At 54.3% G+C, this 22295-nt stretch carries 19 protein-coding genes and 1 tRNA gene; 18 read left to right on the top strand and 2 right to left on the bottom strand.

Annotated features, from left to right (window positions below; translation table 11 throughout):
• Positions 1–91 precede the first annotated feature (91 nt).
• The 12 genes from ACSV5M_RS15795 (at position 92) to pnp (ending at position 12957) form a co-directional block, all read left to right on the top strand.
• Entirely contained in the window at positions 92–1780 is a 1689-nt protein-coding gene (locus tag ACSV5M_RS15795) for a bifunctional metallophosphatase/5'-nucleotidase (RefSeq protein WP_439177261.1), read from the top strand.
• Between the two features lie 268 nt (positions 1781–2048).
• Positions 2049–2291: a hypothetical protein gene (locus tag ACSV5M_RS15790; RefSeq protein ID WP_439177260.1), complete on the top strand. Its 243-nt coding sequence runs from the start codon at positions 2049–2051 to the stop codon at positions 2289–2291.
• Positions 2292–2301: 10 nt separating this feature from the next.
• Positions 2302–3165: a putative metalloprotease CJM1_0395 family protein gene (locus tag ACSV5M_RS15785; protein WP_439177259.1), complete on the top strand. Its 864-nt coding sequence runs from the start codon at positions 2302–2304 to the stop codon at positions 3163–3165.
• A 91-nt stretch (positions 3166–3256) separates the two neighbouring features.
• On the top strand, positions 3257–3436 hold the full coding sequence (locus ACSV5M_RS15780) for a DUF3094 family protein (protein ID WP_439177258.1): 180 nt from the start codon (positions 3257–3259) through the stop codon (positions 3434–3436).
• A 93-nt stretch (positions 3437–3529) separates the two neighbouring features.
• Positions 3530–3606, top strand: a tRNA-Met gene (locus ACSV5M_RS15775).
• A gap of 266 nt (positions 3607–3872) precedes the next feature.
• On the top strand, positions 3873–4334 hold the full coding sequence (gene rimP / locus ACSV5M_RS15770) for a ribosome maturation factor RimP (RefSeq protein WP_439177256.1): 462 nt from the start codon (positions 3873–3875) through the stop codon (positions 4332–4334).
• Between the two features lie 134 nt (positions 4335–4468).
• Positions 4469–5950: a transcription termination factor NusA gene (gene nusA, locus ACSV5M_RS15765; protein WP_439177255.1), complete on the top strand. Its 1482-nt coding sequence runs from the start codon at positions 4469–4471 to the stop codon at positions 5948–5950.
• 53 nt (positions 5951–6003) lie between these two features.
• The gene (gene infB, locus ACSV5M_RS15760) at positions 6004–8730 is read left to right on the top strand and encodes a translation initiation factor IF-2 (RefSeq protein WP_439177253.1); all 2727 of its coding nucleotides are present in this window, start codon (positions 6004–6006) and stop codon (positions 8728–8730) included.
• 108 nt (positions 8731–8838) lie between these two features.
• Positions 8839–9258 carry a 30S ribosome-binding factor RbfA gene (gene rbfA / locus ACSV5M_RS15755; protein ID WP_439177252.1) on the top strand — a complete coding sequence of 140 codons (420 nt, stop codon included), beginning with the start codon at positions 8839–8841 and terminating at the stop codon, positions 9256–9258.
• Positions 9258–10220, top strand: coding sequence for a tRNA pseudouridine(55) synthase TruB (truB, locus tag ACSV5M_RS15750; RefSeq protein WP_439177250.1), 963 nt, complete (start codon positions 9258–9260; stop codon positions 10218–10220). Before rbfA ends, truB begins: the two co-directional genes overlap by 1 nt.
• A 150-nt stretch (positions 10221–10370) precedes the next feature.
• Positions 10371–10640: a 30S ribosomal protein S15 gene (gene rpsO, locus ACSV5M_RS15745; RefSeq protein WP_439177248.1), complete on the top strand. Its 270-nt coding sequence runs from the start codon at positions 10371–10373 to the stop codon at positions 10638–10640.
• 190 nt (positions 10641–10830) lie between these two features.
• A complete protein-coding gene (pnp, locus tag ACSV5M_RS15740) occupies positions 10831–12957 on the top strand; it encodes a polyribonucleotide nucleotidyltransferase (RefSeq protein WP_439177246.1) in 2127 nt (708 codons plus the stop codon).
• Between the two features lie 76 nt (positions 12958–13033).
• On the opposite strand, the gene ACSV5M_RS15735 is transcribed toward pnp, so the two are convergent.
• Both ACSV5M_RS15735 and ACSV5M_RS15730 read right to left on the bottom strand, forming a co-directional pair.
• Entirely contained in the window at positions 13034–13705 is a 672-nt protein-coding gene (locus ACSV5M_RS15735; RefSeq protein ID WP_439177244.1) for a ChrR family anti-sigma-E factor, read from the bottom strand.
• The gene (locus ACSV5M_RS15730; RefSeq protein ID WP_439177242.1) at positions 13702–14283 is read right to left on the bottom strand and encodes a sigma-70 family RNA polymerase sigma factor; all 582 of its coding nucleotides are present in this window, start codon (positions 14281–14283) and stop codon (positions 13702–13704) included. Before ACSV5M_RS15730 ends, ACSV5M_RS15735 begins: the two co-directional genes overlap by 4 nt.
• Positions 14284–14611: 328 nt before the next feature.
• Between ACSV5M_RS15730 and ACSV5M_RS15725 the strand changes: the two genes are divergently transcribed.
• The 6 genes from ACSV5M_RS15725 to ACSV5M_RS15700 all read left to right on the top strand — a co-directional run bounded on the left by ACSV5M_RS15725 (position 14612) and on the right by ACSV5M_RS15700 (position 22286).
• Positions 14612–17431 carry a DUF4397 domain-containing protein gene (locus ACSV5M_RS15725; RefSeq protein ID WP_439177241.1) on the top strand — a complete coding sequence of 940 codons (2820 nt, stop codon included), beginning with the start codon at positions 14612–14614 and terminating at the stop codon, positions 17429–17431.
• Positions 17432–17601: 170 nt separating this feature from the next.
• Entirely contained in the window at positions 17602–18441 is an 840-nt protein-coding gene (locus ACSV5M_RS15720) for a lysostaphin resistance A-like protein (protein ID WP_439177240.1), read from the top strand.
• Between the two features lie 15 nt (positions 18442–18456).
• Positions 18457–18858 carry a GntR family transcriptional regulator gene (locus tag ACSV5M_RS15715; protein ID WP_439177239.1) on the top strand — a complete coding sequence of 134 codons (402 nt, stop codon included), beginning with the start codon at positions 18457–18459 and terminating at the stop codon, positions 18856–18858.
• Positions 18849–20360, top strand: coding sequence for an alpha/beta fold hydrolase (locus ACSV5M_RS15710; RefSeq protein WP_439177237.1), 1512 nt, complete (start codon positions 18849–18851; stop codon positions 20358–20360). The genes ACSV5M_RS15715 and ACSV5M_RS15710 overlap by 10 nt, the downstream gene beginning before the upstream one ends.
• The gene (locus ACSV5M_RS15705) at positions 20357–21100 is read left to right on the top strand and encodes an ABC transporter ATP-binding protein (protein WP_439177235.1); all 744 of its coding nucleotides are present in this window, start codon (positions 20357–20359) and stop codon (positions 21098–21100) included. Before ACSV5M_RS15710 ends, ACSV5M_RS15705 begins: the two co-directional genes overlap by 4 nt.
• On the top strand, positions 21090–22286 hold the full coding sequence (locus tag ACSV5M_RS15700) for an ABC transporter permease (protein WP_439177234.1): 1197 nt from the start codon (positions 21090–21092) through the stop codon (positions 22284–22286). The genes ACSV5M_RS15705 and ACSV5M_RS15700 overlap by 11 nt, the downstream gene beginning before the upstream one ends.
• The last annotated feature ends 9 nt before the right edge of the window (positions 22287–22295 follow it).

Here is a 22295-nt window from a genome sequence, read left to right as displayed (position 1 = left end):
ATGATTCCTGTCAGCAAAACCTGACCGAGACTGGCATGTTCCGTGCCTGACCATTTGCTGAGATTCCATTTATGCCAATGAGAAACTGTGTGTGAAGGGCAAACATTATCTGCTGATTCTGTGCATTAATCTTTGGTTAATCAGTTGTGCTGGCCCAGCTACGCGGGAACCGGTGGAGATTAACCTGGTTGCACTCAACGATTTTCACGGTTATCTGCAGCCCGGTACCTTCAGTTATAGCGATCCGCAGAATCAGGATGCAGTCATCACTGTGCAAGCCGGTGGCGTTGCAACGCTGGGCGGTTTATTGAATGAATTGCGACAGGATGATCCGCACCTGCTTTTCGTCGGCGTGGGAGATTTGATTGGTGCATCGCCGCCGATTTCCGCGATCTGGGCCGACGAGCCGACGCTGGAAGCCATGGCATTATTGGACATGCGTTTATCCTCCCTGGGTAATCACGAACTGGATGAAGGCAAGGCCGAATTGTTGCGGCAGATTAACGGCGGATGCGACTCACCCCGGCCCGAAAAAGCCTGCCAGTGGCGCGCGGATTATACCGGTACATCGTTTCCTTACATCGCCGCCAATCTGATCGATACCGAGACTGGCGACACACTGGTGGCACCTTATGTTATTGAACAGGTACGCGGTGTGAAGATCGCGTTTGTCGGCGCGCAAGTGGAAGACCTCGCGTCGGTTGTCGCTGCCAGTTCCATGCAGGGCATTCGTGTTGACGATGAGGCTGAAGCCATTAACCGTGTCGTGCCGGAAATTAAACGTAAGGGCGCCGACATTGTTGTTGCGGTTGTGCATCAGGGCGGCAATACGCTCGCCAGTTTTAACCAACCGGGCTGCACCGATCTGGAAGGCGACATCGTGGATATCGTTGAACGCCTTGATCCGGCAGTTGATCTAGTATTGAGTGCACACACGCACGAAGCCTATTTATGCACCGTTGGTACTATCCCGGTCACGCAAGCGGGATCATACGGCCGACTGGTCACTCACCTGACGCTGGTGTTTGAACCTGCCGGAAAAACATTACTGGATGTGCAAGCGCGTAATCTGATTGTTGATCCGCAGCGCTACCCGCCCGACCCCAAATTACTCGCATGGCAAACGGATATCGAAGCACGCAGTCGCTCGATACTTGAACGACCTGTTGCGCGCATTGGTGCTCCCATGATCACGCGCATGCCGAATCGTGCAGGAGAATCGGCCATGGGCGATCTGGTGGCCGATGCACAACTTGCCGCAACCGAACCATGGGGTGCGCAGATTGCGCTGATGAACAGCGGTGGTATTCGCGCTGACCTGGTTGTGAAAGATGAAGAACCTTTGAATTATTCCCAGGTGGCGGCGGTACATCCCTTTAAAGGCACCTTGCAAATCATCAGTCTGACCGGTGCGCAAATAAAAAACCTGTTGGAACAACAGTGGCAGAGCGACGGCCCCGGCAGCTTCAAACCCTTACAGATTTCGCACACATTTTCCTATCGTTGGGACGGGTCGCAGCCGCGCGGTCAGCGTATTCTGGCAGGCAGTCTGCGGCTCAATGGTGAACCCATCCTGCCGACAGAATCCTATCGCATTGCTGTGAATGCATTTCTTGCCGACGGTGGCGATAATTTTTCCGTGTTTACGGAAGCGAGTGATCGCAAAGACACGGGCCTGCCGGATCTCAAGGTATTGATAGATTATCTGGTCGCGCAGGAAAAAACGGGCGAGCCGGCAGGGCATGTTGAGCCGGCGGGGCGGATACGGCGGGTTGATTGATGGATATTTGCATGGTGTGGGTCAGGTCAATAAAAACGCTCCGTCGATAGCCGCCAGGCTCCGGGCACAGAAGATATGATGCTTCGGTTATATATGGCTTGTTATATAGAACCGTCTTTTGCGCCTAACTGGTCTTAAAAATCCCGACATGGGCGGCAATCCTGGCTGTTTTTCAGGCAAAGCCAAGCGTAAAATGGCTTCAATTGTGGGTAAGTCTGTCAGTCATCCATGACAATTGCCCGATACCAGCCATTATTGAGGAACTGCCATGCAAATCGGTTCAGTGATTACCCAGGGTTTGATCGGGATGCAGAATAGCCAGACGGAGATGACCCGTTCAGCTACCCAAATCGCTGAAGCCGGCACGATCCAGCGCGATAATCCGCAAGCTAATGATGTCGTCGAACCCCTGATCAACCTGCAATTGCAGTCACAGTTGTTCGACAGTTCGGCGCGCGTGGTCCAGGTCGCTGATAAAACACTGGGCACTTTGCTAGATACCAAGGCCTGACGGACCCCCCATGATTACCAATATCCCATCCAGCTATGCCAACGCCGTTGCGCCCTTTGCGCCGCTCGGTCGTCAGGCGGTGAGTGAGGAAGGGTTGGATCTCAAATCATCAAATTTCAAAGCCCTGGAGCAATCCGCAGAATCAGCGCGGGGTGAAAATCGTCGTTCTCCCGATGAGCGCCCCAACGAGGTGGGCGAGCGGGAACGCTTGCGGGAAGGGCGGATCAACGGTGATGAACCGCGCCAGCACGGCGGGCGGCAGGCTGATTCCAAACAGGCGCGCCAGGAGCAGGAACAACAGGAAATTCGTGAACTTGCCGCTCGTGATCGCGAGGTGCGTAGCCACGAACAGGCCCACGCTGCAGTGGGTGGTAAGTATGCGGGCAGTCCGGTCTACGAATTTGTGCGCGGTCCTGATGGTGTGAGCTATGCGGTCGGGGGGGAGGTCAGTATCGATACCAGCCCCATTCCCGGTGACCCGGAAGCAACTATCGCCAAGGCCCAACAGATTCGACGCGCTGCCAATGCGCCTGCCGAACCTTCTTCCCAGGACCGTCGTGTCGCAGCCGAAGCATCGCTGATGGAGGCCGATGCCCGAGCTGAGTTGCGCCAGGAGCGTGTTATCGAAAGCGAGCGGGCGCACGAAGAAAAAGCTGAACGTGCTGAAGAGAAAAAAGCGGAAGCGGCGCGCAAGGAAAAAAACGATGAAGCGCAACAAGTTGCCAGTGAGCGCGCTGAATTGCAGCGTGCACAGCGTGCCGAAGCTCTGGCAGAAGCAAGCCGTCGCAATATCGATATCAATCGCCGCCTGCTCGACATTGGTGTGAACAACACTATTCCCGTTATTGGTTCCTTTCTTGACCGGCAGGTATAACCCTTTCTGTTTTTCTTGCGTCATCCGCGCTGATCCCCTAGAGTTTTGCCCACTCCCAAAAATCAATAACTTCACAGATCGAGATCGTGACATGGCAAATAAACTGTCGCCGGAAGACCAGGCACGGGTAGATAGTGTGACATCCCGTGGTGTTAACAGTGTTGAGCGTGCGCCATTCCGCGTTTGGTTGTTGCTCGGAGTCATCCTGCTGGTGCTGACTGGATTAAGTATCTTCAGCTACATCGTCGCCTGGTTGCATGGTGTCGTGTAGATTCGTGATTTAGTTAGACTTTTCCCTTGACCGTTGTGAAATGCGTCCCTATAATTCGCGGCCTCACTTGGACACAGTCCAGTGAGTTGAGGACGCGGGGTGGAGCAGCTTGGTAGCTCGTCGGGCTCATAACCCGAAGGTCGTTGGTTCAAATCCAGCCCCCGCAACCAGCTTTATGTTTTGTGGCTTGATCCCAAGCGGCAAAACCGACGCAGGCTTCTTCTCCAGCAGCCTCGTATCAGAGTCAAACAGGCAGCCGCAGAAGTTGCTTGTCATCGATAAGCCCCTATATGGGGCTTTTTTGTATTTGTTTTTTTGTCACAGGGGGCCGCCCCCAGCTACAGAGGCCTGTAGTGTTGCGAAGTTGTTGCGAATGGGCCTTGAGCCCATTTTTTATTTGTGGGCTTTCGCTCGCTGAGCACAAAAAGGTGTTGTCATGGCGTCCAAACAAGAACAGTTACACGCATTGATTGCCCCGGTTGCCGCGTCCTTGGGCTGCGAGCTCTGGGGGCTGGAGTATTTGACCCAGGGCCGCTACACCACGCTGCGAATTTATATTGATCGGCAAGAAGGCGGCGTGTCCCTGGAGGACTGTGAAAAAGTCAGTCGCCAGGTCAGCAGTGTGATGGACGTGGAAGACCCCATCGACGGTGAATATACGCTGGAAGTGTCCTCCCCCGGTATGGATCGTCCTTTATATACGCTGGAACAATATGCGCGCTACATCGGCGAGCAGATCAATGTTCGGCTGCGTATTGCGCGCGACGGGCGCCGCAAATTCAAGGGCACCATCCTGGCAGTAGAAGGCGATGAAGTGCGCCTTGGTGTCGATGACAAAGAATATGTTTTACACCTGGATGCTATCGACAAAGCGAATATCATTCCGCGCTTTGATTGAGTGTTCAGGCAGAGATTAGTGATTTAAACCACATAATGTGCGCACGGTGAAAATCAGTTGTGCGCAACCTGAGTTCCACGTTACCGGCGCAGTGGTTTGCGGTGTCGGGTTGAGGAGTTAACAGAGGCAAAGAGATGAACAAAGAAATTTTGCTGGTCGCTGATGCAGTTTCCAATGAGAAAGGTGTCGACAAGGAACTGATCTTCGAAGCCATTGAAACCGCGCTGGCTACGGCCACGAAAAAACGTTTTGACGAGGACTCAACCATTGATGTCATCATCAATCGCGCCACTGGCGACTATGAAACCTTCCGCACATGGGATGTGGTTGCTGATGATGTGGTCGCAGAGTTGGGTACGCAATTTACCCTCGAAGAAGCACATGAAAAAGACCCTGCCTTAAAGGCTGGCGATACCTATCGCGAAAAAATCGAGAATGTTGAGTTCGGCCGTATTGCCGCACAAACAGCCAAGCAAGTGATCGTACAAAAAGTGCGTGAAGCTGAGCGCGCGCAAATGGTGGAAGAATACCGGGACCGCATGGGCGAATTGATCAGCGGCAGCGTCAAGAAAGTGACCCGTGACAGCATTATTGTGGACCTGGGCAATAACGCAGAAGGGTTGTTGCCACGCGATCAATTGGTAGGCCGTGAAATTTTTCGTGTCGGTGATCGTATTCGCGCCTTGTTGTTGGATGTGCGTACCGAAGCGCGCGGGCCGCAATTGTTTTTGAGCCGTTCATGTCCGCAGATGTTGATTGAGTTGTTCAAGATCGAAGTGCCGGAGATTGCGGAAGAAGTTATTGAAATTAAAGGCGCAGCCCGCGACCCGGGCTCACGTGCGAAAATTGCCGTAAAAACCAATGATGGTCGTATTGATCCGGTAGGTGCCTGCGTCGGTATGCGCGGTTCGCGTGTGCAAGCGGTGTCCAACGAGTTGGGGAATGAGCGTGTTGATATCGTGTTGTGGGACGATAACCCGGCCCAATTCGTTATCAACGCCATGTCACCCGCCGAAATCGAATCCATCGTGGTGGATGAAGATGCAGGTTCAATGGATGTTGCGGTGAGCGAAGATAACCTCGCCATGGCCATCGGTCGCGGCGGCCAGAATGTGCGTTTGGCCTGTGAATTGACTGGCTGGGATATCAACGTGATGAGCGTGCCCGAGTGGCAAGCCAAGCAGCAAGCGGAATCCGGCAGTTACATCCAGGTGTTTATGAACGCGCTGGATGTGGATGAAGATGTAGCCGCCGTGCTGGTGGAAGAAGGCTTCACCACGTTGGAAGAAGTTGCCTATGTACCGCTGGAAGAAATGCTGGCAATTGATGGCTTCGATGAAGACATCGCGGAAGAATTGCGCGCGCGCGCCAAAGATGCGCTCCTCACCCAAGCCCTGGCATCGGAAGAGCGCCTGGAAGGTGCTGCTCCGGCAGAAGATCTGCTGACAATGGAGGGTATGGATGACACATTGGCTGCGAATCTGGCGCGCCGCGGCATTGTGACGATGGAAGATTTGGCCGAGCAAGCTATCGATGATCTTCTGGATATCGATGGTATGGACGAAACCCGTGCAGCTGCACTGATTATGAAAGCCCGCGAGCCCTGGTTTGCATGAGTGCTGCCAAGGTGTGAATCGTCGCGGGTAATGAACAGAACTGAGGAAAAGCAATGGCAGAAGTAACAGTAAGCGAACTCGCCAAGTCCGTGGGTGCCCCGGTTGAGCGACTGCTGAAACAAATGCAGGAAGCCGGGCTGAAACAAAAAACCGCTGACGCGGTGGTGTCTGATGAAGAAAAGCAGAAGCTGCTGGACTTTTTAAAGACCAGCCATGGCGAAGTGAGTGGCGAGCCAAAGAAGATTACCTTGCAGCGCAAGACCACAACCACGTTGAAGATGGGTTCTGGCAGCGCACGTAAAACCGTTAACGTCGAGGTGCGTAAAAAGCGTACCTACGTTAAACGTGAAGAAGTGGAAGAGCAGGCTGGCGCAGAGCTGGATGCTGTTCAGGACAACGAAGAACTGCAGGTACAGGAACCACAATCCGTGGTAGAAGTGCCGGCAGAAGAGCCGGCACCCGCTCCTGAGCCCGAGCCGGAAGTCATCGAAGACGCACCGGTGGTAGAAGCTGCTCAACCGGACGCGGAAGCGACAACGGGCCGCTCCTCCTTTACTGATGGTATTGAGGAGAAGCGCCGCGCTGCACAAGAACGACGTATGGCGGAAGAGGCTCAGCGCAAGGCGGAGGCCGCTGCGCGTGAGGAAGCCAAGCGTCTGGAGCAACAGGCACGCACAACAGAAGCGAAACCGGCCGCCAAGGCCGCAGAAGATGCTACTCGCCCTGCGCGACCCAAGCCGGCAGCAGCAACGGCAACGGCAGCAACGCCAGCCGCCGAGCGTGACGATAAACACGGTCGCAAGCGCGAAACCCGTCGTGAAGAAGATTTTGATGAAGAAGACAAGCACCGCAAGCGTGCCGGTAAAGCGACCAAGAAAGTAGGCTTGCCCAAGAAGGGCGCCAAGGTCGATCTGCTGGAGCTGGAAGGTGACGATGGTGAGGATCTGGATTTGTTAGCGCGCCGTCGCAGCGTGCGGGCAAACCACAAAGCGTCCAACAAACACGCCTTCAAAAAACCAACCACCAAGATTGTGCATCAGGTGGATGTGCCCGAAACCATCGTGGTATCCGAGCTGGCCCAACGTCTGACGGTCAAAGTGGGCGAGCTGATCAAGCGCCTCATGAAGATGGGTGTTATGGCATCCATGAACGAAGCTATTGATCAGGATACGGCGGTACTAATTGTGGAAGAGTTGGGGCACCAGGCTAACCTGGTCAGTGAGAACGATATCGAGCACGCGCTGGAGAAATCCCTGGAAACAGAGGGTGAGCTGTTACCTCGCGCACCGGTGGTGACCGTTATGGGTCACGTTGACCACGGTAAAACCTCGTTGCTTGACTATATTCGCGAAGCCAAGGTGGCTGCCGGAGAAGCGGGTGGTATTACCCAGCACATCGGTGCCTATCGCGTGGCCACCAGCCGTGGTGAAATCACCTTCCTGGATACGCCCGGTCACGCCGCGTTTACCGCGATGCGCGCCCGTGGTGCCAAGGCAACAGACGTGGTGATCCTGGTTGTTGCGGCCGATGACGGTGTCATGCCGCAGACCGAAGAGGCCATCATGCATGCCCGCGCAGCGGAAGTGCCTTTGGTTGTGGCCATCAACAAGTGCGATAAGCCCAGTGCTGATCCGGATCGCGTCAAGAACGAACTGGTAGCCAAAGGTGTGATTCCGGAAGCCTGGGGTGGTGATACCCAGTTTGTGGAAGTATCCGCCCACACTGGTCAAGGTATCGATGAACTGCTGGAAGCTATTTCGCTGCAAGCGGAAGTGCTGGAACTCACCGCAGTGGTGGATGCCGCCGCTAAAGGTGTGGTCATTGAATCCCGTATGGACAAAGGTCGTGGCGTTGTTGCTACCCTGCTGATCCAGCAGGGCACGCTCAAGCATGGCGACCTTGTACTGGCTGGCCAGAGCTATGGTCGCGTGCGGGCCATGAGTAACGAGCGCGGTCAGCAGGTAAAAGATGCTGGGCCGTCAACACCGGTGGAAATCCTGGGGCTGGATACCACGCCCAGTGCCGGTGATGACTTTGTTGTCCTGATGGACGAGCGCAAAGCTCGCGAAGTGGCGCAGTTCCGTGCCGAGAAAGAGCGGAAGGACAAGCTGGCCCGTCAACAGGCGTCCAAACTGGAGAATATGTTTGCCGGGATGGATGCCGGGCAGAAGAAGACCTTGTCTGTGGTTGTCAAAGCCGACGTGCGTGGCTCGTTGGAAGCGATCCTGTCTTCCCTGGCCGATATTGGTAACGAAGAAGTGCAGGTCAACGTGGTCTCGTCCGGTGTCGGCGGTATCACCGAGAATGATGTCAACCTGGCCTTGACCACCGGTGCCATCATCGTGGGCTTTAATGTCCGCGCTGACGCGGCGACCCGTCGGGTAGCCGAGACCGAAGGTGTGGACATTCGTTACTACAGCATCATTTACCAATTGCTGGATGAGATCAAAGCGGCCCTCAGCGGTATGCTTGATCCGGAGCGGGTTGAAACCATCGTGGGTATCGCCAACGTGCGCGAAGTCTTTACCTCACCGAAATTCGGCCAGGTGGCCGGTTGTATGGTGGTGGAAGGTACGGTCTACCGCAGCAAGCCGATCCGTGTACTGCGTGACAACGTGGTGATCTTCGAAGGCGAGCTGGAGTCTCTGCGTCGCTTTAAAGACGATGTCAACGAAGTGCGCAACGGTCTCGAATGCGGCATCGGCGTGAAGAACTACGATGTTAAAGTCGGCGACCAGATCGAAGTCTATGAAGTTAAAGAGGTGGCGCGTCAGCTGTAATAGCTGATTGCCTGCATCCGCCCCGAACAGCCATTCCGGTGTTCGGGGCGTTGTTATTTTTGTCGACCGCGTATTGGCGTAGGAATCGGCAAATGGAGGTTTAGGGCTATGCCTAGAGAATTTACGCGTTCCGACCGGGTGTCGGATGCTATCCAGCGGCTGCTGGGACAATTGATCCCGCAAGAGATCCGCGATCCCCGGGTGGGGATGGTCAATATCAATGGCGTGACCGTAACCCGTGATATGGCCTACGCCAAGGTGTATGTCACCTTCGTCGGCATGCAGGATGAGCAAGCCAGCCTTGATGCGGCGGCCGTGCTTAACAAGGCGTCGGGTTTTCTGCGTACGTTTCTGGCGAAAGAGCTGAGCATGCGCACGGTACCCAAGTTGCAATTTATCTATGACAAATCAGCGATTCGTGGACAGGAGTTGTCGTTCCTGATTGATCGGGCGATTGCCGAAGATCGTGAACATCATCAGGATGATGATGCTGCAGAACGTGACGATGATGAGGCCGGTAAGAACTGATGGCCCGTAGAAAAGGCCGTCCGGTGGATGGCGTATTGTTGTTGCATAAACCGGCGGGGATGACCTCCAATCGTGCCCTGCAGATTGCCAAACGCTTATATTTTGCCGAGAAGGCCGGCCATACGGGCAGTCTCGATCCGCTGGCCACCGGTGTGCTGCCGCTCTGTTTCGGCGAAGCAACCAAGTTTTCCCAGTTTTTATTGGATGCAGACAAAGGTTACCGCAGCACATTTCGCCTGGGGATTCGCACCACCACCAGTGATGCGGATGGCGAAGTTCTGGCAGAGGTGTCGACAGAAGGCATTAGTCGCGCCCAGGTAGAGCAGGCGCTGACAGCTTTTGTTGGCGACATCCAACAGATACCGTCGATGTACTCGGCGCTCAAACACGAAGGGCAACCACTGTACAAGATGGCGCGCCAGGGGGTAGAGATCGAGCGTCAACCGCGCCAGGTCAGAATCCATAGCCTGACCGTACTGGACTTCCGGCCTGGCCCGGCGGCCGAGGTTGATGTGGATGTACGTTGCAGCAAAGGCACTTATATCCGTTCCATTGCGGAAGACCTGGGCGTTGCTCTGGGCTGTGGAGCCCACGTGAAGACCTTGCATCGTTCGGCAGCGGGGCTTTTTGATGAAACGCGCACCCTGACACTGGAGGCGCTGGAGGCGGCGAGCGAGCAGGGCGGTTACCCTGCACTGGATGCTCTGTTGCTTCCGCCGGACGCACCGGTAGTCAGCTTGCCCGCGTTGGAATTGCCGCAGAACAGCGGTTATTACTTCTGCCAGGGCAACCCGGTGATGGACCCGCAGGTCTATCGCATAGGGGATCAAGGTGATATTGTACGCGTCTTTTTATCTGCTTCGGCGGAGTTGCCGGCCCGGTTTCTGGGGTTGGGCGAACTGACCGAAGACGGCCGCGTAGCGCCGAAACGTATTATTGCCAACCGCACAGCATCAGCCTGATGCGGATGGCGTGAAATTTGTCGAGGCGGTTATCGTCACGGCAAAACCAGCGGCACTGGAATGAATCTCGTCCCTGTTGCCATAGCCCACCTGTAAATATGCACGGGTGCGGCCGTAATATCTGTCGCATATTAATTTGAGGAAAACATCATGGCACTGAGTGCTGCTGAAAAAGCTGCTGTAGTAAAAGAGTATCAACAAGCTGAAGGTGATACCGGTTCACCGGAAGTGCAAGTAGCGCTGTTGACAGTCAACATCAACAAGCTGCAAGACCACTTTGCTGGTCACAAGCACGATCACCATTCCCGTCGTGGATTGATCCGCATGGTTAACCAGCGTCGTAAATTGTTGGACTACCTGAAGAGCAAGAACACTGATCGTTACTCAGCACTGATTCAAAAATTGGGTCTGCGCCGTTAAGTTTGTCCCGTGCCCGCCTAGTGCGGGCACTTTTTTATTTTTTTATTCAGTTCGCAGGACGCGGCGACAGCGGTATCCGGGTTTTGACATATCGCCTTGGCAGGGAGCAATGACACTACTGTGTATTTTTAAAAAGACATGTTTTTATTACAGGCGCGTGAAAAGTTAACGCAAAAGAAAGGATAGAAGAGTGAATCCGATTATTAAAAAATTCCAATACGGCAACCAAACTGTCACCCTGGAAACCGGCCGCGTCGCGCGTCAGGCTACTGGTGCGGTCGTGGTTACCATGGGAGAGACTGCCGTTTTATGTACCGTTGTGGGCGCAAAAGAAGCATCGCCCGGGCAGGATTTCTTCCCGTTATCCGTACACTATATTGAGAAAGCTTACGCCGCAGGAAAAATTCCCGGTGGTTTTTTCAAGCGCGAAGGCCGTCCCTCCGAAAAAGAAACTCTGACCTCTCGCTTGATCGACCGTCCTATCCGTCCGCTGTTTCCCGAAGGTTTTCTGAACGAAGTCCAGGTTGTTTGTACCGTTCTGTCCACTGACAAAGTCAGCGATCCGGACATTGCGGCCATGATCGGTACCTCTGCCGCTCTTACGGTGTCAGGCATTCCCTTTAATGGTCCCATCGGCGGCGCCCGCGTGGGTTACACCACTGAGCAAGGCTACCTGTTGAATCCTACCTATAAAGAGCTTGAAACCTCTGAATTGGACATGGTTGTGGCGGGCACTAAAGACGCGGTGTTGATGGTTGAATCCGAAGCAAAAGAATTGCCGGAAGACATCATGCTCGGCGCGGTGCTGTACGCACACCAGGAAATGCAAGTGGTGATCCAGGCGTGTGTGGAACTGGCGCGTGATGCAGGCAAGGCGCGTTGGGATTGGCAGGCACCGGTTGTGAATGCGGATTTGAAAGCGGCGGTAGAAAAGCATTTTGCGGATTCTATTGGTGTTGCTTACCGCATCACGGATAAAGCCAAGCGTTACGATCGTTTGTCAGAACTGCGCACCCAGGCTGTGGCAGAGCTGGTTAACGAAGAAGCCGGTGTATCCGCTGAAGATGTAAAAGATATGTTCGGTCGCGTAGAGTCGAATATTGTGCGTTCGCGCATCGTTGCCGGTGAGCCGCGTATTGATGGTCGCGACAACAAAACCGTTCGCCCGATTGAAGTGGAAGTCGGTGTGCTGCCGCGTGTTCACGGCTCCGCGCTGTTTACCCGTGGCGAAACCCAGGCGCTGGTTGTGGCAACCCTGGGCAATGCGCGCGATGTACAGATCATTGATGCTCTGGAAGGTGAACGTAAAGATCCTTTCATGTTGCACTACAACTTCCCGCCGTACTCGGTTGGTGAATGCGGGCGCATGGGCTCAACCGGTCGTCGTGAAATCGGCCACGGTCGTTTGGCGCGTCGCGGTGTTGCGGCTATGTTGCCAAGTCAGGAAAGTTTCCCTTACACCATTCGCGTGGTGAGTGAAATTACCGAATCCAACGGTTCCAGCTCTATGGCATCGGTGTGTGGTTCCAGCCTGGCGCTGATGGATGCCGGTGTACCCCTGAAGGCGCCGGTTGCCGGTATCGCCATGGGCCTGGTGAAAGAAGACAACGGCTTTGCCGTATTGACCGATATCCTCGGCGACGAAGATCACCTGGGTGATATGGACTTTAAAGTGGCCGGTACCACCAGCGGCGTTACCGCGTTGCAAATGGATATCAAGATCGAAGGGATCACCGAAGAGATCATGGAGATCGCCCTCGAGCAGGCATTGCATGCGCGTTTGCATATCCTGGCCGAGATGAACAAGGTTATCTCCAAGGCGCGTTCCAGCATCAGCGATACGGCCCCGCGTTTTGAAACCATCAAGATTCATCCGGACAAGATCCGCGACATCATCGGTAAGGGCGGTGCGACTATCCGTGCTATCACCGAAGAAACCGGCTCATCTATCGACATCGATGACGATGGTACCGTTAAGATTTATGCCGACAATGGTGACAACCTGAAAGCAGCGATCCTGCGTATCGAAAGCATCGTGGCGGAGGCAGAGATCGGTGCGATCTACGAAGGTACCGTTGTGCGTATCGTAGATTTCGGTGCATTCGTCAACTTCCTGCCGGGCAAAGATGGCCTGGTGCACATTTCGCAGATCGCCGACGAGCGTGTTAACAACGTCAGCGATTACCTGAAAGAAGGTCAGGTTGTGAAGGTGAAGTGTCTGGATGTGGATCAGCGCGGTCGTATCAAGTTGTCAATCAAGGAAGCCTTGGCTGACGAGAATGGTTCTGCATCAAACGCTGAAGAAGCTGCCGAGTAATTCGGTAGCTTTTGCAAGTGAAATAAAAACGCCCGCTGTTGCGGGCGTTTTTATTGGTGAGCCAGGTTAAAACGTTTTAATGCCACGCCATAAACGGATTAAAGATACGTTGCCAACCGGTAAACTTGATCGGCGCATCCAATATGGTCAGGCAAATACAATCTTCATTTTGCAGGGCAGTCGGGCTGTGTTTGTGGCTGCCGTCCCGCGCAATAAAATCACCCGCATGGTAAACCCCCAGCTCATCAGAAAAACCGCCGTGTAATATCACGGTCAACTCATGGCCTTTGTGGGTATGCACCGGCACCTTTGCGCCGGCAGCAATTTTTTGTAACGCCACTTGAAAGCCGCGGACGTTGATGATGCCGGTTAAATCGTATTTGCTGATTTCCCGCGTTTGCTGCTGCCAGGGCAGATTGTGTAGCGGGGCGGGCAGATAGGCCAACAGCGGATTGGTGATGTCTGTTTTCGCTTCTAATGACGGACTTTCTTTAACAGCGGTGGCTGTTTTTCCTTTAGTGTCATCGCTTTCCAGCTGCGCCATTAATTGATCAAAAGCGTCATCTTCCAGGCTGGCCGGTTTGGTGTTTTCCAGCAGCACGCCACCGATGCTGTTCAGCTTTTTCAGTTGATTGCGGCAGTGACTGCAAAAACACAGGTGGACGGATATGGCCAGCGCGTACGGTAGCGATAAACTACCGGCTGCATAATCCAGCAAAACCATATCGTCAGGGTGATGCGCGCTCATAACTCTGTTGCCTCTAACATAACGCGTAATTTTTTCAGCGAAAGGCGTAAACGGCCTTTCAATGTGCCCAAAGGTATATTCAGTTCTTCTGCCACCTCCTGATGGGTTTTTCCTTCGTAGTACACCTTGCGCACGGCAATCATTTGCTCTTCCGGCAAGGTGTCGATAGATTCGCGAATACATTTTTCCGTCGATGCATTCTGGATGGAACGTACGGTGGTGTCTTCCATCGGAATTTGCCACAACTCTTCCGTTTCGATCACGACTTCCGCTTTGGTACGGTTCATCTTGCGCAGCAGATCAATTCGCTGGTTGCGCGAGATGGTGAAGATCCAGGTGGAAACGGAGGCGAGGGATTCGCTGTACTTATCGGCATTGCGCCAGACGTTGGTCATCACTTCCTGGACTAATACCTCAGCGTGCTGACCGAAACCCTGGTTGATGGCGTAGGCTTTAATCCGTGGAGCAAAATAACTGTAAATCTTACGAAAGGCTTCTTTGTCCCCGTGTTGCGCGACCTGGGCGAGCAGGGCAGGCCAATCCTGGTCGTCGGCCTTGGTTGCATTCCTCTCGTTCATTGGCTTTGCCTTGATGGTTAACATGCAATGCCTCGATTATCGCTGATTGGTTGGAGTTAAACACCCGTTAAGGTCAATAAATAACTGCCTAGGTACGCATTGTCTTTCCTTATGGATCAATCAGCCGCCAGCAAAATCATGATTTTTTTGATTATCGGTTAAATTTTTACATAACGTTTTTTTTTACCTTCCTCTTTGTGATCTGCAAAAAAAACTGCACCGTAAATGGCCCAGTCAGTTAATCGGGATGCGCAGCCTGAAGTATTCCATCCCCCGTCTCCCCACCGATCAATGCACTTGTTGATCACCAGCACTTGAGGAAAGGAAAATGAACATAAGAGCGCTATTCAGTGTGTTGTTGATGTGCGTGTTCATGGTCGCCTGCTCCGGCGATGATGACCCACGCGTTAGAGTCAGTATTTCACCGACCACAGCTTCTGTGGTGACGGGCGGAACGCAAACCTTCACCGCATCTGTGACCGGTACCAGTAACCGTGCAGTAACCTGGTCTGTTAGAGAATCCGGCGGTGGCAGCATCTCCGCCAGCGGTGTGTATACCGCCCCAATGGCAGCCGGCACTTACACGGTTGTTGCAACCAGCGCGGCGGATGACAGACGCTCTGCCAGCGCAACCGTTACCGTGACAGCACCGCCGCCGGAAAACGCCATGGTGCGGGTATTCCATGCATCTTCCAATGCACCCAAGGTTAATATCTGGGTGAATGGCGAGGTGGCCGCCGAGATGGTCGACTATCAGGAATCCACCGGCTATCTGACCGTGCCGGAAGATACTTATGAAGTCGCCGTAGAGGGCATTATTCCCGGTGGCAACGCCGTTGTGATCGGCCCGGTTGATCTGGAGTTCATGGGCAGCACCGACTACGACATCATTGCAGTGAACAGTGTCGATGCCATCGAGCCGCTGGTATTAAGCGATACCGGCAGTCTGAGCGATGCGTCAATGGTACGGGTGCGCGTGGCACACCTGGCCTACGCCGCGCCGGAAGTGAAAGTCTTTGTCACTGCCCCGGATGCCGAGCTTGCCGGTGCGGACGCCTTGGGCAGTTTTATGTTCAAAGACGCCCTCGGCCCGGTTGAAGTCGCTGCCGGTGACTACCGTATCCGTGTAACGCTGATGGATGATACCTTGGTGTATGACTCAGGCACTGTGTCTCTGGCTGCAGGTAAAGACCTGTTGATCGGTGCAGTACCGAATGTTGGCACCGGTGATTCCCCCATTGAGCTGGCCGTGCTGGACGGCGGCGAAGTAGCGATACTGTCTGACGCCTCTGCCGGTGCTGACCTGCGTGTGGTCCACGCATCCGCCGATGCGCCTGCTGTCGATGTTACCGCCAATGATGGCGACACACCGGCTATCGCCAACCTGGCCTTCCCCAATACCACCAATTATCTGAATCTCCCTGGCGGTGATTACAACTTCAAGGTAACGCCCAATGCAGCATCCGAGCCGGTGGTTATCGATGCGGATCTCACCCTGGCGAACGGCGCTGCCTATACCCTGCTGGCGGTTGGTGCGCTGGCCGATATCGAACCCCTCGTGTTGACTGATGACAACCGCTCGGTGGCGACTGAAGCCAAGGTGCGCTTGGTACACGGCTCTACCTTGGCGGGCAATGTGGACATTTATGTCTTGCCGGAAGGCACACCTATTGGCACCAATGCACCGGCGTTTGCCAACGTACCTTTCAAGGCTGATACCGGTTATGTCTCCCTGGCAGCGGGTGCTTACGATGTGATCATCACGCCAGCTGGTGTGCCGGAAACCCAGGCCATCATGGCTACCCTGGATCTGGAAGCCGGTGGCGTTTACACCGCTGTGGCCCGTGATGGTGCTGGCTTGACCACGCCGCTGGATGTGATTGCTTTGGATGGGCTGGCACCCATGCAGGCGATGGTTCGGGTATTCCATGCCTCCGCCGATGCACCCATGGTCAACCTCTGGGTTGATGGCGCTGTCGCGGTAGAAGAACTGGATTACCAGGAATCTACCGGCTACCTCGCCCTGGATGAAGGCACCTACGAAATTGCTGTAGAAGGGATTATCCCCGGTGGCAATGCCGTGGTGATTGGCCCGGCCAATCTCGATTTCATGACCGACATGAACTACGACGTCATCGCGGTTAATACCGTGACGGATATCGAACCCCTGGTATTGGAAGATGACGGCAAGTTGATGGACGGCAGCAAAGTGCGCGTGCGAGTCGCTCACCTGGCCGCTGCCGCGCCGGAAGTGAAAGTCTTCGTGACCGCGCCTGGCGCTGACCTTGCCGGCGCGACCGAGCTGGGTAGCTTCGTCTTCAAGGAAACCCTTGGCCCGGTAGAGGTGGATGCAGGCACTTACCAGATCCGGGTCACCCTGGCGGACAACACTGTGGTGTTTGATTCCGGTGAGGTGCCCTTGATGGGCGGTAAGGACTTGTTGATTGGCGCGGTACCGAATGTCGGTACCGGTGACTCACCGATCCAACTGGCGGTATTGGATGGCGACGATGTAGCGATTCTTTCCGATGCCATGGCCGGTGCCGACCTGCGCGTAGTACATGCGTCAGCCGATGCGCCTGCGGTTGATGTGATCGTTAACGATGCCGGTTCAGCGGCTATCAGCAATCTGGCATTCCCGGATGCGACCGACTACGTCAACCTCGGTGCCGATACCTACAACTTCAAAGTGACTGCTACCGGCACCCTCACGCCGGCGGTAATCGATGCTGATGTGCCTCTGGCAAACGGCATGGCCTACAGCTTGTTGGCCATGGGTGCCCTGGCGGATATCGAGCCGCTGTTGCTGACCGATAACAACCGTTCCGTGGCTACCGAGGCACGCGTGCGTCTGGTTCACGGTTCTACCCTGGCCGGTAACGTGGATATTTATGTGGTGCCTGCCGGTACTGCTATTACCTCCGCCGAGCCGGCGTTTGCCGATGTGCCCTTCAAAGCCGAGACCGGTTATGTCTCCCTGGCCGCCGGTGAATATGATGTGGTGATTACACCCACCGGCACCACCACAGCGGCGATCAGCGCGACACTCGACTTTGCCGCCGGCGGTATCTACACCGCTATCGCTCGCGATGGTGCAGGGCTTACAGCACCGCTGGGGGTTATTGGCCTGGATGGTCTTGCGCCCTGATTTTTTCCTGGAATAACGTCTCCTCTTGGCCCGGCTTTATGCCGGGCTTTTTTATTTCGGGGCAAATAACATTTTGCATTACCCGCTTATGTGTATTAGTGTTCTGATACGCCTGAGCAGGCGTGATCGGTTAAGACCATTTCCAACCATAATTTGTCAGGGACTCGCTTATGAATGACTCATCGCTCGACATCATCAATCCAGACTCCACCTCTGCAAACGCCTCTGAACCTGCCCTTGCACCGCAAGCGCCGGCTTCTCCATCGGCGCCGCAACATTTGCCGCGTTTAGGGCCATCATTTGGCTGGCTGATGCTTTTTCTGGTGCTGTTTTTTGCTTCCGCCGTGTTTTATGTGGTGGGGTATGGCGCGGTGCTCGGTTACCAGTCTGCGGTGCAAGGTGTCGCTTTACCCGAACAGGCGCAAATCGAAGTGATGATCCAAAAACATCTGGGCGAGCCCGACGGTTTAGCGGGTTTGTATCTGTTGCAGTGCCTGATCCTCTTACCTGTTATCGCGGCTGTGGCCCACTTTCGCACGCAGCATTGGTCTGTCACCTTGGGCTTCAGACGCTTTGCCCTGCAAAGCCTGGCGGTATGGATGCTCGTCTGGCTTGCCTATCTCGCCATCACCTATGTGATCAATTTATTGGCGCAAGTGGACCCGGGCGATTTTATGCGTTCCCTCAATGGCAGCAAACATATAGGTGCGGCATTGGTATTAGTCATTGGTGCGCCGCTATTGGAAGAAGTAATCTTTCGCGGATATCTGTTTAAAGCCTGGCGCCACAGTCGCCTGGGGTTATCCGGCACACTCCTGTTAACCTCGCTACTATTTACCGCGTTGCACCTCAGCCAATACAACTGGACTTACCTTTCAATGATTTTCGCGCTGTCGCTTATCCTCGGTCTGGCGCGCGAGAAATCCGGCTCCATCTGGGTACCTCTGGCGATTCACGCCGCCAATAATCTGGTTGCTACTGTCACGATTATTTATTTGGGCATGCTCTGAGGCGGAACCACCATCATGTTCATCCTTGATCTGCAATCCGACATTCCGATTTATCGACAACTGGTCGAACAGATCAAGCGCATGATCGCCAGTGGACAGTTGCAAAAAGGCGATGCCTTGCCATCGGTGCGTGATCTTGCCGTCACGCACTCGGTAAATCCCATGACCATCTCCAAGGCTTATGGGGTATTGCAGCGCGACGGTTTGTTGGTACGGCAGCAGGGTAAACCTATGCAGGTTGCGGCGCTGAAAACCCGAGAGACCATCAGTAAGCGTATCGAACGTCTTGCACCGCAACTGGAACAACTCATTTTAGCGGCGCGACAATTGGAGGTATCTGACCACATGCTATTGGATGCGTTAAACAAACAACTTTTAAAATCATCATCAAAACACAAGGAAGGTTTATGCGAATAATACCTGCCGCCCTTTTGGGCATCCTGTTGGCGAGTTGCCATAATCAGTCAACCGAACAGACACCGGTAACGCAAGCGTTGCTGAATGCATGCCCGGATTTTTCGGAAGCCGGAAAACCGCCGATTGTGCAAAATGCACAGTGTGGTGTCTTGCACGTAAAAGAAAATCCTGCGGATGCAAACAGCCGCGAGATCGGCTTGAATATCCTGCGGTTACCCGCGATTAATCCCACGCCGCAACCTGATCCACTGTTTATCATTGCTGGCGGTCCCGGCCAGTCAGCAGTGGGTATTGCGGAACATATTTTCTACACCTTCAATGAGGTGAGAAAAAATCGCGATATTATTTTTGTCGATCAACGCGGAACGGGAAAATCCAACCCATTGGAATGCCCGTCGTTTGACGATGTGCATTACCAGTTATCGCTGCTTGAGCAGCAACAACGCCTGAAAGCAACAGTGCAGGATTGTGCAGAAAATCTGGGCGAGCAATTACAGTTTTACACCACGCCTTACGCCGTACAGGATCTTGACACGGTGCGACAGGCATTGGGTTATGAACGCATTAATCTGTGGGGCGTTTCCTACGGCACGCGCGTCGCCCTGGCGTATATGCGCCGTTATCCGGAAGCGACGCGCAGCAGTATCCTGGATGGTGTGGCGCCGGTAACGATTGCCTTGCCCTGGCATGGTGGAGAAGATGCGCTCGCGTCCTTGCGCTTGTTGAGCGAACAATGCACGGCGATGGAAGACTGCGTAAACGCTTACGGCAATATCTTGCAGAACGCACAAGCCATTGCGCAGCGATTGGCTGCCCAGCCGGTGGACGTCACGATTGCTCACCCGCGCACCCAGGTGCCGCTTACCTTGTCGATGAATCACCAGATCTTTGCTTCCATGATTCGCATGGCGTTATATACGCGCGATTTGTCTACACTCGTGCCCCTGGCGATTACGAATGCGCACCAGGGTGATTATGATTTGTTGGCATCGCTGATTGCTATGGCGGGCGAGCAAACGGAATTGATAGGTATCAGTTACGGTATGCATTTCTCGGTGTTGTGTAACGAAGATTATCCGCAATACCAGATGCGCACTGACGCCTCGGTGGATTTTTTATCGGCCAATCTGGCTACCGCGTTTGCTGATGTTTGTGAGATCTGGCCGCGTTATCCATTAAACGAGGATTATTTCGCACCGGTGGAAAGCGCTGTGCCTACCTTGATGTTGTCCGGCCGGCGCGACCCGGTTACGCCGCCGCGCTGGGCCGAGCAGGCCGGCGAGCATCTGTCACAGGCGCGCCATTTGATTGCGCCCGGCGGCCATCATTCCATTACCCACGACGGCTGTGTTGCACAACTGATTGCGCAATTTATCCAGCGCGCTGATGGAACAACGCTGGATGCCGCCTGTGTTCAGCACATCCAGCCACTTGCACCTTATCTTGCTTTTGACCCGGACACGGACGTGAACAGTGATGCATCAGGGGAGTCAGCACCATGATTCAGATCGAACATATCAGTAAACAATTTGGAACAATCAACGCCCTGAAAGACGTCAACTTCACCCTGAATGATGGCGAAATTACCGGCTTGCTCGGCGTCAATGGCGCGGGTAAGACAACGCTGATGCGTTTGATTTATGGCTTGCTGCAACCCAACGCCGGCCGCGTTCTGGTGGACGGCATCGACGTGTCGCGGGAGCCGGGTCTTGCGCGACAACGCCTGGGTGTTCTGCCGGACGACACCGGTTTATACAAACGACTGACAGCGCGCGAAAACATTCGTTACTTTGGCGAGCTGCACCATTTGTCACCGTCGGACTTGACCGCGCATTGCGAGGCATTAATTGAGCTGCTCGGCATGCACAATATTGCTGATCGTCGCGCGGAAGGTTTTTCGTTGGGTGAGCGCATGAAGACAGCCCTGGCGCGCGCCATTGTCCATCAACCGCAACACATCATGCTCGATGAACCCACCAACGGCCTGGATGTTATTACCACGCGCGCCGTGCGGCGCATGTTATATGCGCTGCGCGACCAGGGGCGCTGCGTGTTGTTCTCCAGCCATTTAATGCATGAAGTGACCGGCTTGTGTGATCGCATTATTATCATTGCCCAGGGCCGCATCGTGGCTGATGGTACGGTAGCGGCGGTCATCGAACAGACCCAAACAGCGTCACTGGAGGAAGCCTTTATTTATTTATCGGAATTGTCTGCACAGGAAGTTGCCCATGTTGAATAAATTATTCTGGCGCTCTGCTGCCATTGTCCTGCGTAAAGAAATTAAAGATGCCGTGCGCGATAAACGCACCATGCGCCTGGCATTTTTGCCCGCGCTGTATTTCGTCGGCATGTTTGCCGCGGGTGTGTTGTTTGCCATCAACATGCAAAAAGATCATCAACAGGATGGCTTGTTGAATGTGCCCGTCGCTATTTCCGGTGGGGAATATTTACCGGAGTTAACCCAATGGCTGACCGAGCGCGGCGCTGAACTTAAACCGGTAACCGGCGATGCCTACCAGCAAGTAAAAGATAAAACCCTGGATTCTGTGCTCATCATTCCACCCTCGGCGCAGGAAGAGCGCGCACAGGGAAAACCGGCAACTTTATGGCTGGTTTATGACGCGGCGAATCCCAAGGTGCATTCCGGTGTGGGTTTTGTGCGTGGCCAGATTCACGCCTGGAGTGCAAAAACCGGGAGCCTGCAATTAATGGCGCGCGGCGTATCGCCCGAGTTGCGCAACACGGTTAACCTGCGCGAAAGCAATGTGGCCAGCGATCAGAAGATGGGTGTGTATATCCTCGGCAGTTTGCCCATGTTGTTATTACTCAGCGCGTTTATAGGCAGCGTGGGATTTTCTGCCGATATGACCGCCGGTGAACGCGAACGCCGTTCGCTGGAATCGCTGCTCATTACACCGACGACGTCCATGGCCATCATGCTGGGCAAATGGTGTACGTCAGTGCTGATTACCATTGCGGTACTGTTGGTTACCATGTCGTTGCTGGGGGTGGCGTTAAATCTTTTACCGTTTAACCAGTTGGGGTTGAGGGTTGATGTCAGTGTGCTGGATATGGTCTACGTATTTTGCTGCTTGTTGCCAGTGATCTTTTTTGCGGTGGCCTTGCAATTGCTGGTGGCGGTTTTTGCGCGCTCATTCAAGGACGCACAGACCTACATCGGCCTGCTGGTGTTTTTGCCGATGGTGCCGATCCTGTACAGCATTTTTAATCCCGGTGTGTATTACGACTGGTTTTTATGGGTGCCGGTATTGGGCCAGCAGGTGGCGATCAAGGAATTATTTCTGGGGGGCGAGCTGGCGCCTTTCGCGCTGGTAAAATTTTGGCTGGTTGCCGCAGTGCTGTGGCTCATCTGCTTGCCGCTGGCCGCAAAACAATTGCGTCGTCCGCGCATTGTTTACGGCTAGGGCTGCAGT

This window comes from Cellvibrio sp. ARAG 10.3 (assembly GCF_051846955.1).
GTDB lineage: Bacteria > Pseudomonadota > Gammaproteobacteria > Pseudomonadales > Cellvibrionaceae > Cellvibrio.
This window is presented reverse-complemented; position numbering and strand designations above follow the sequence as displayed.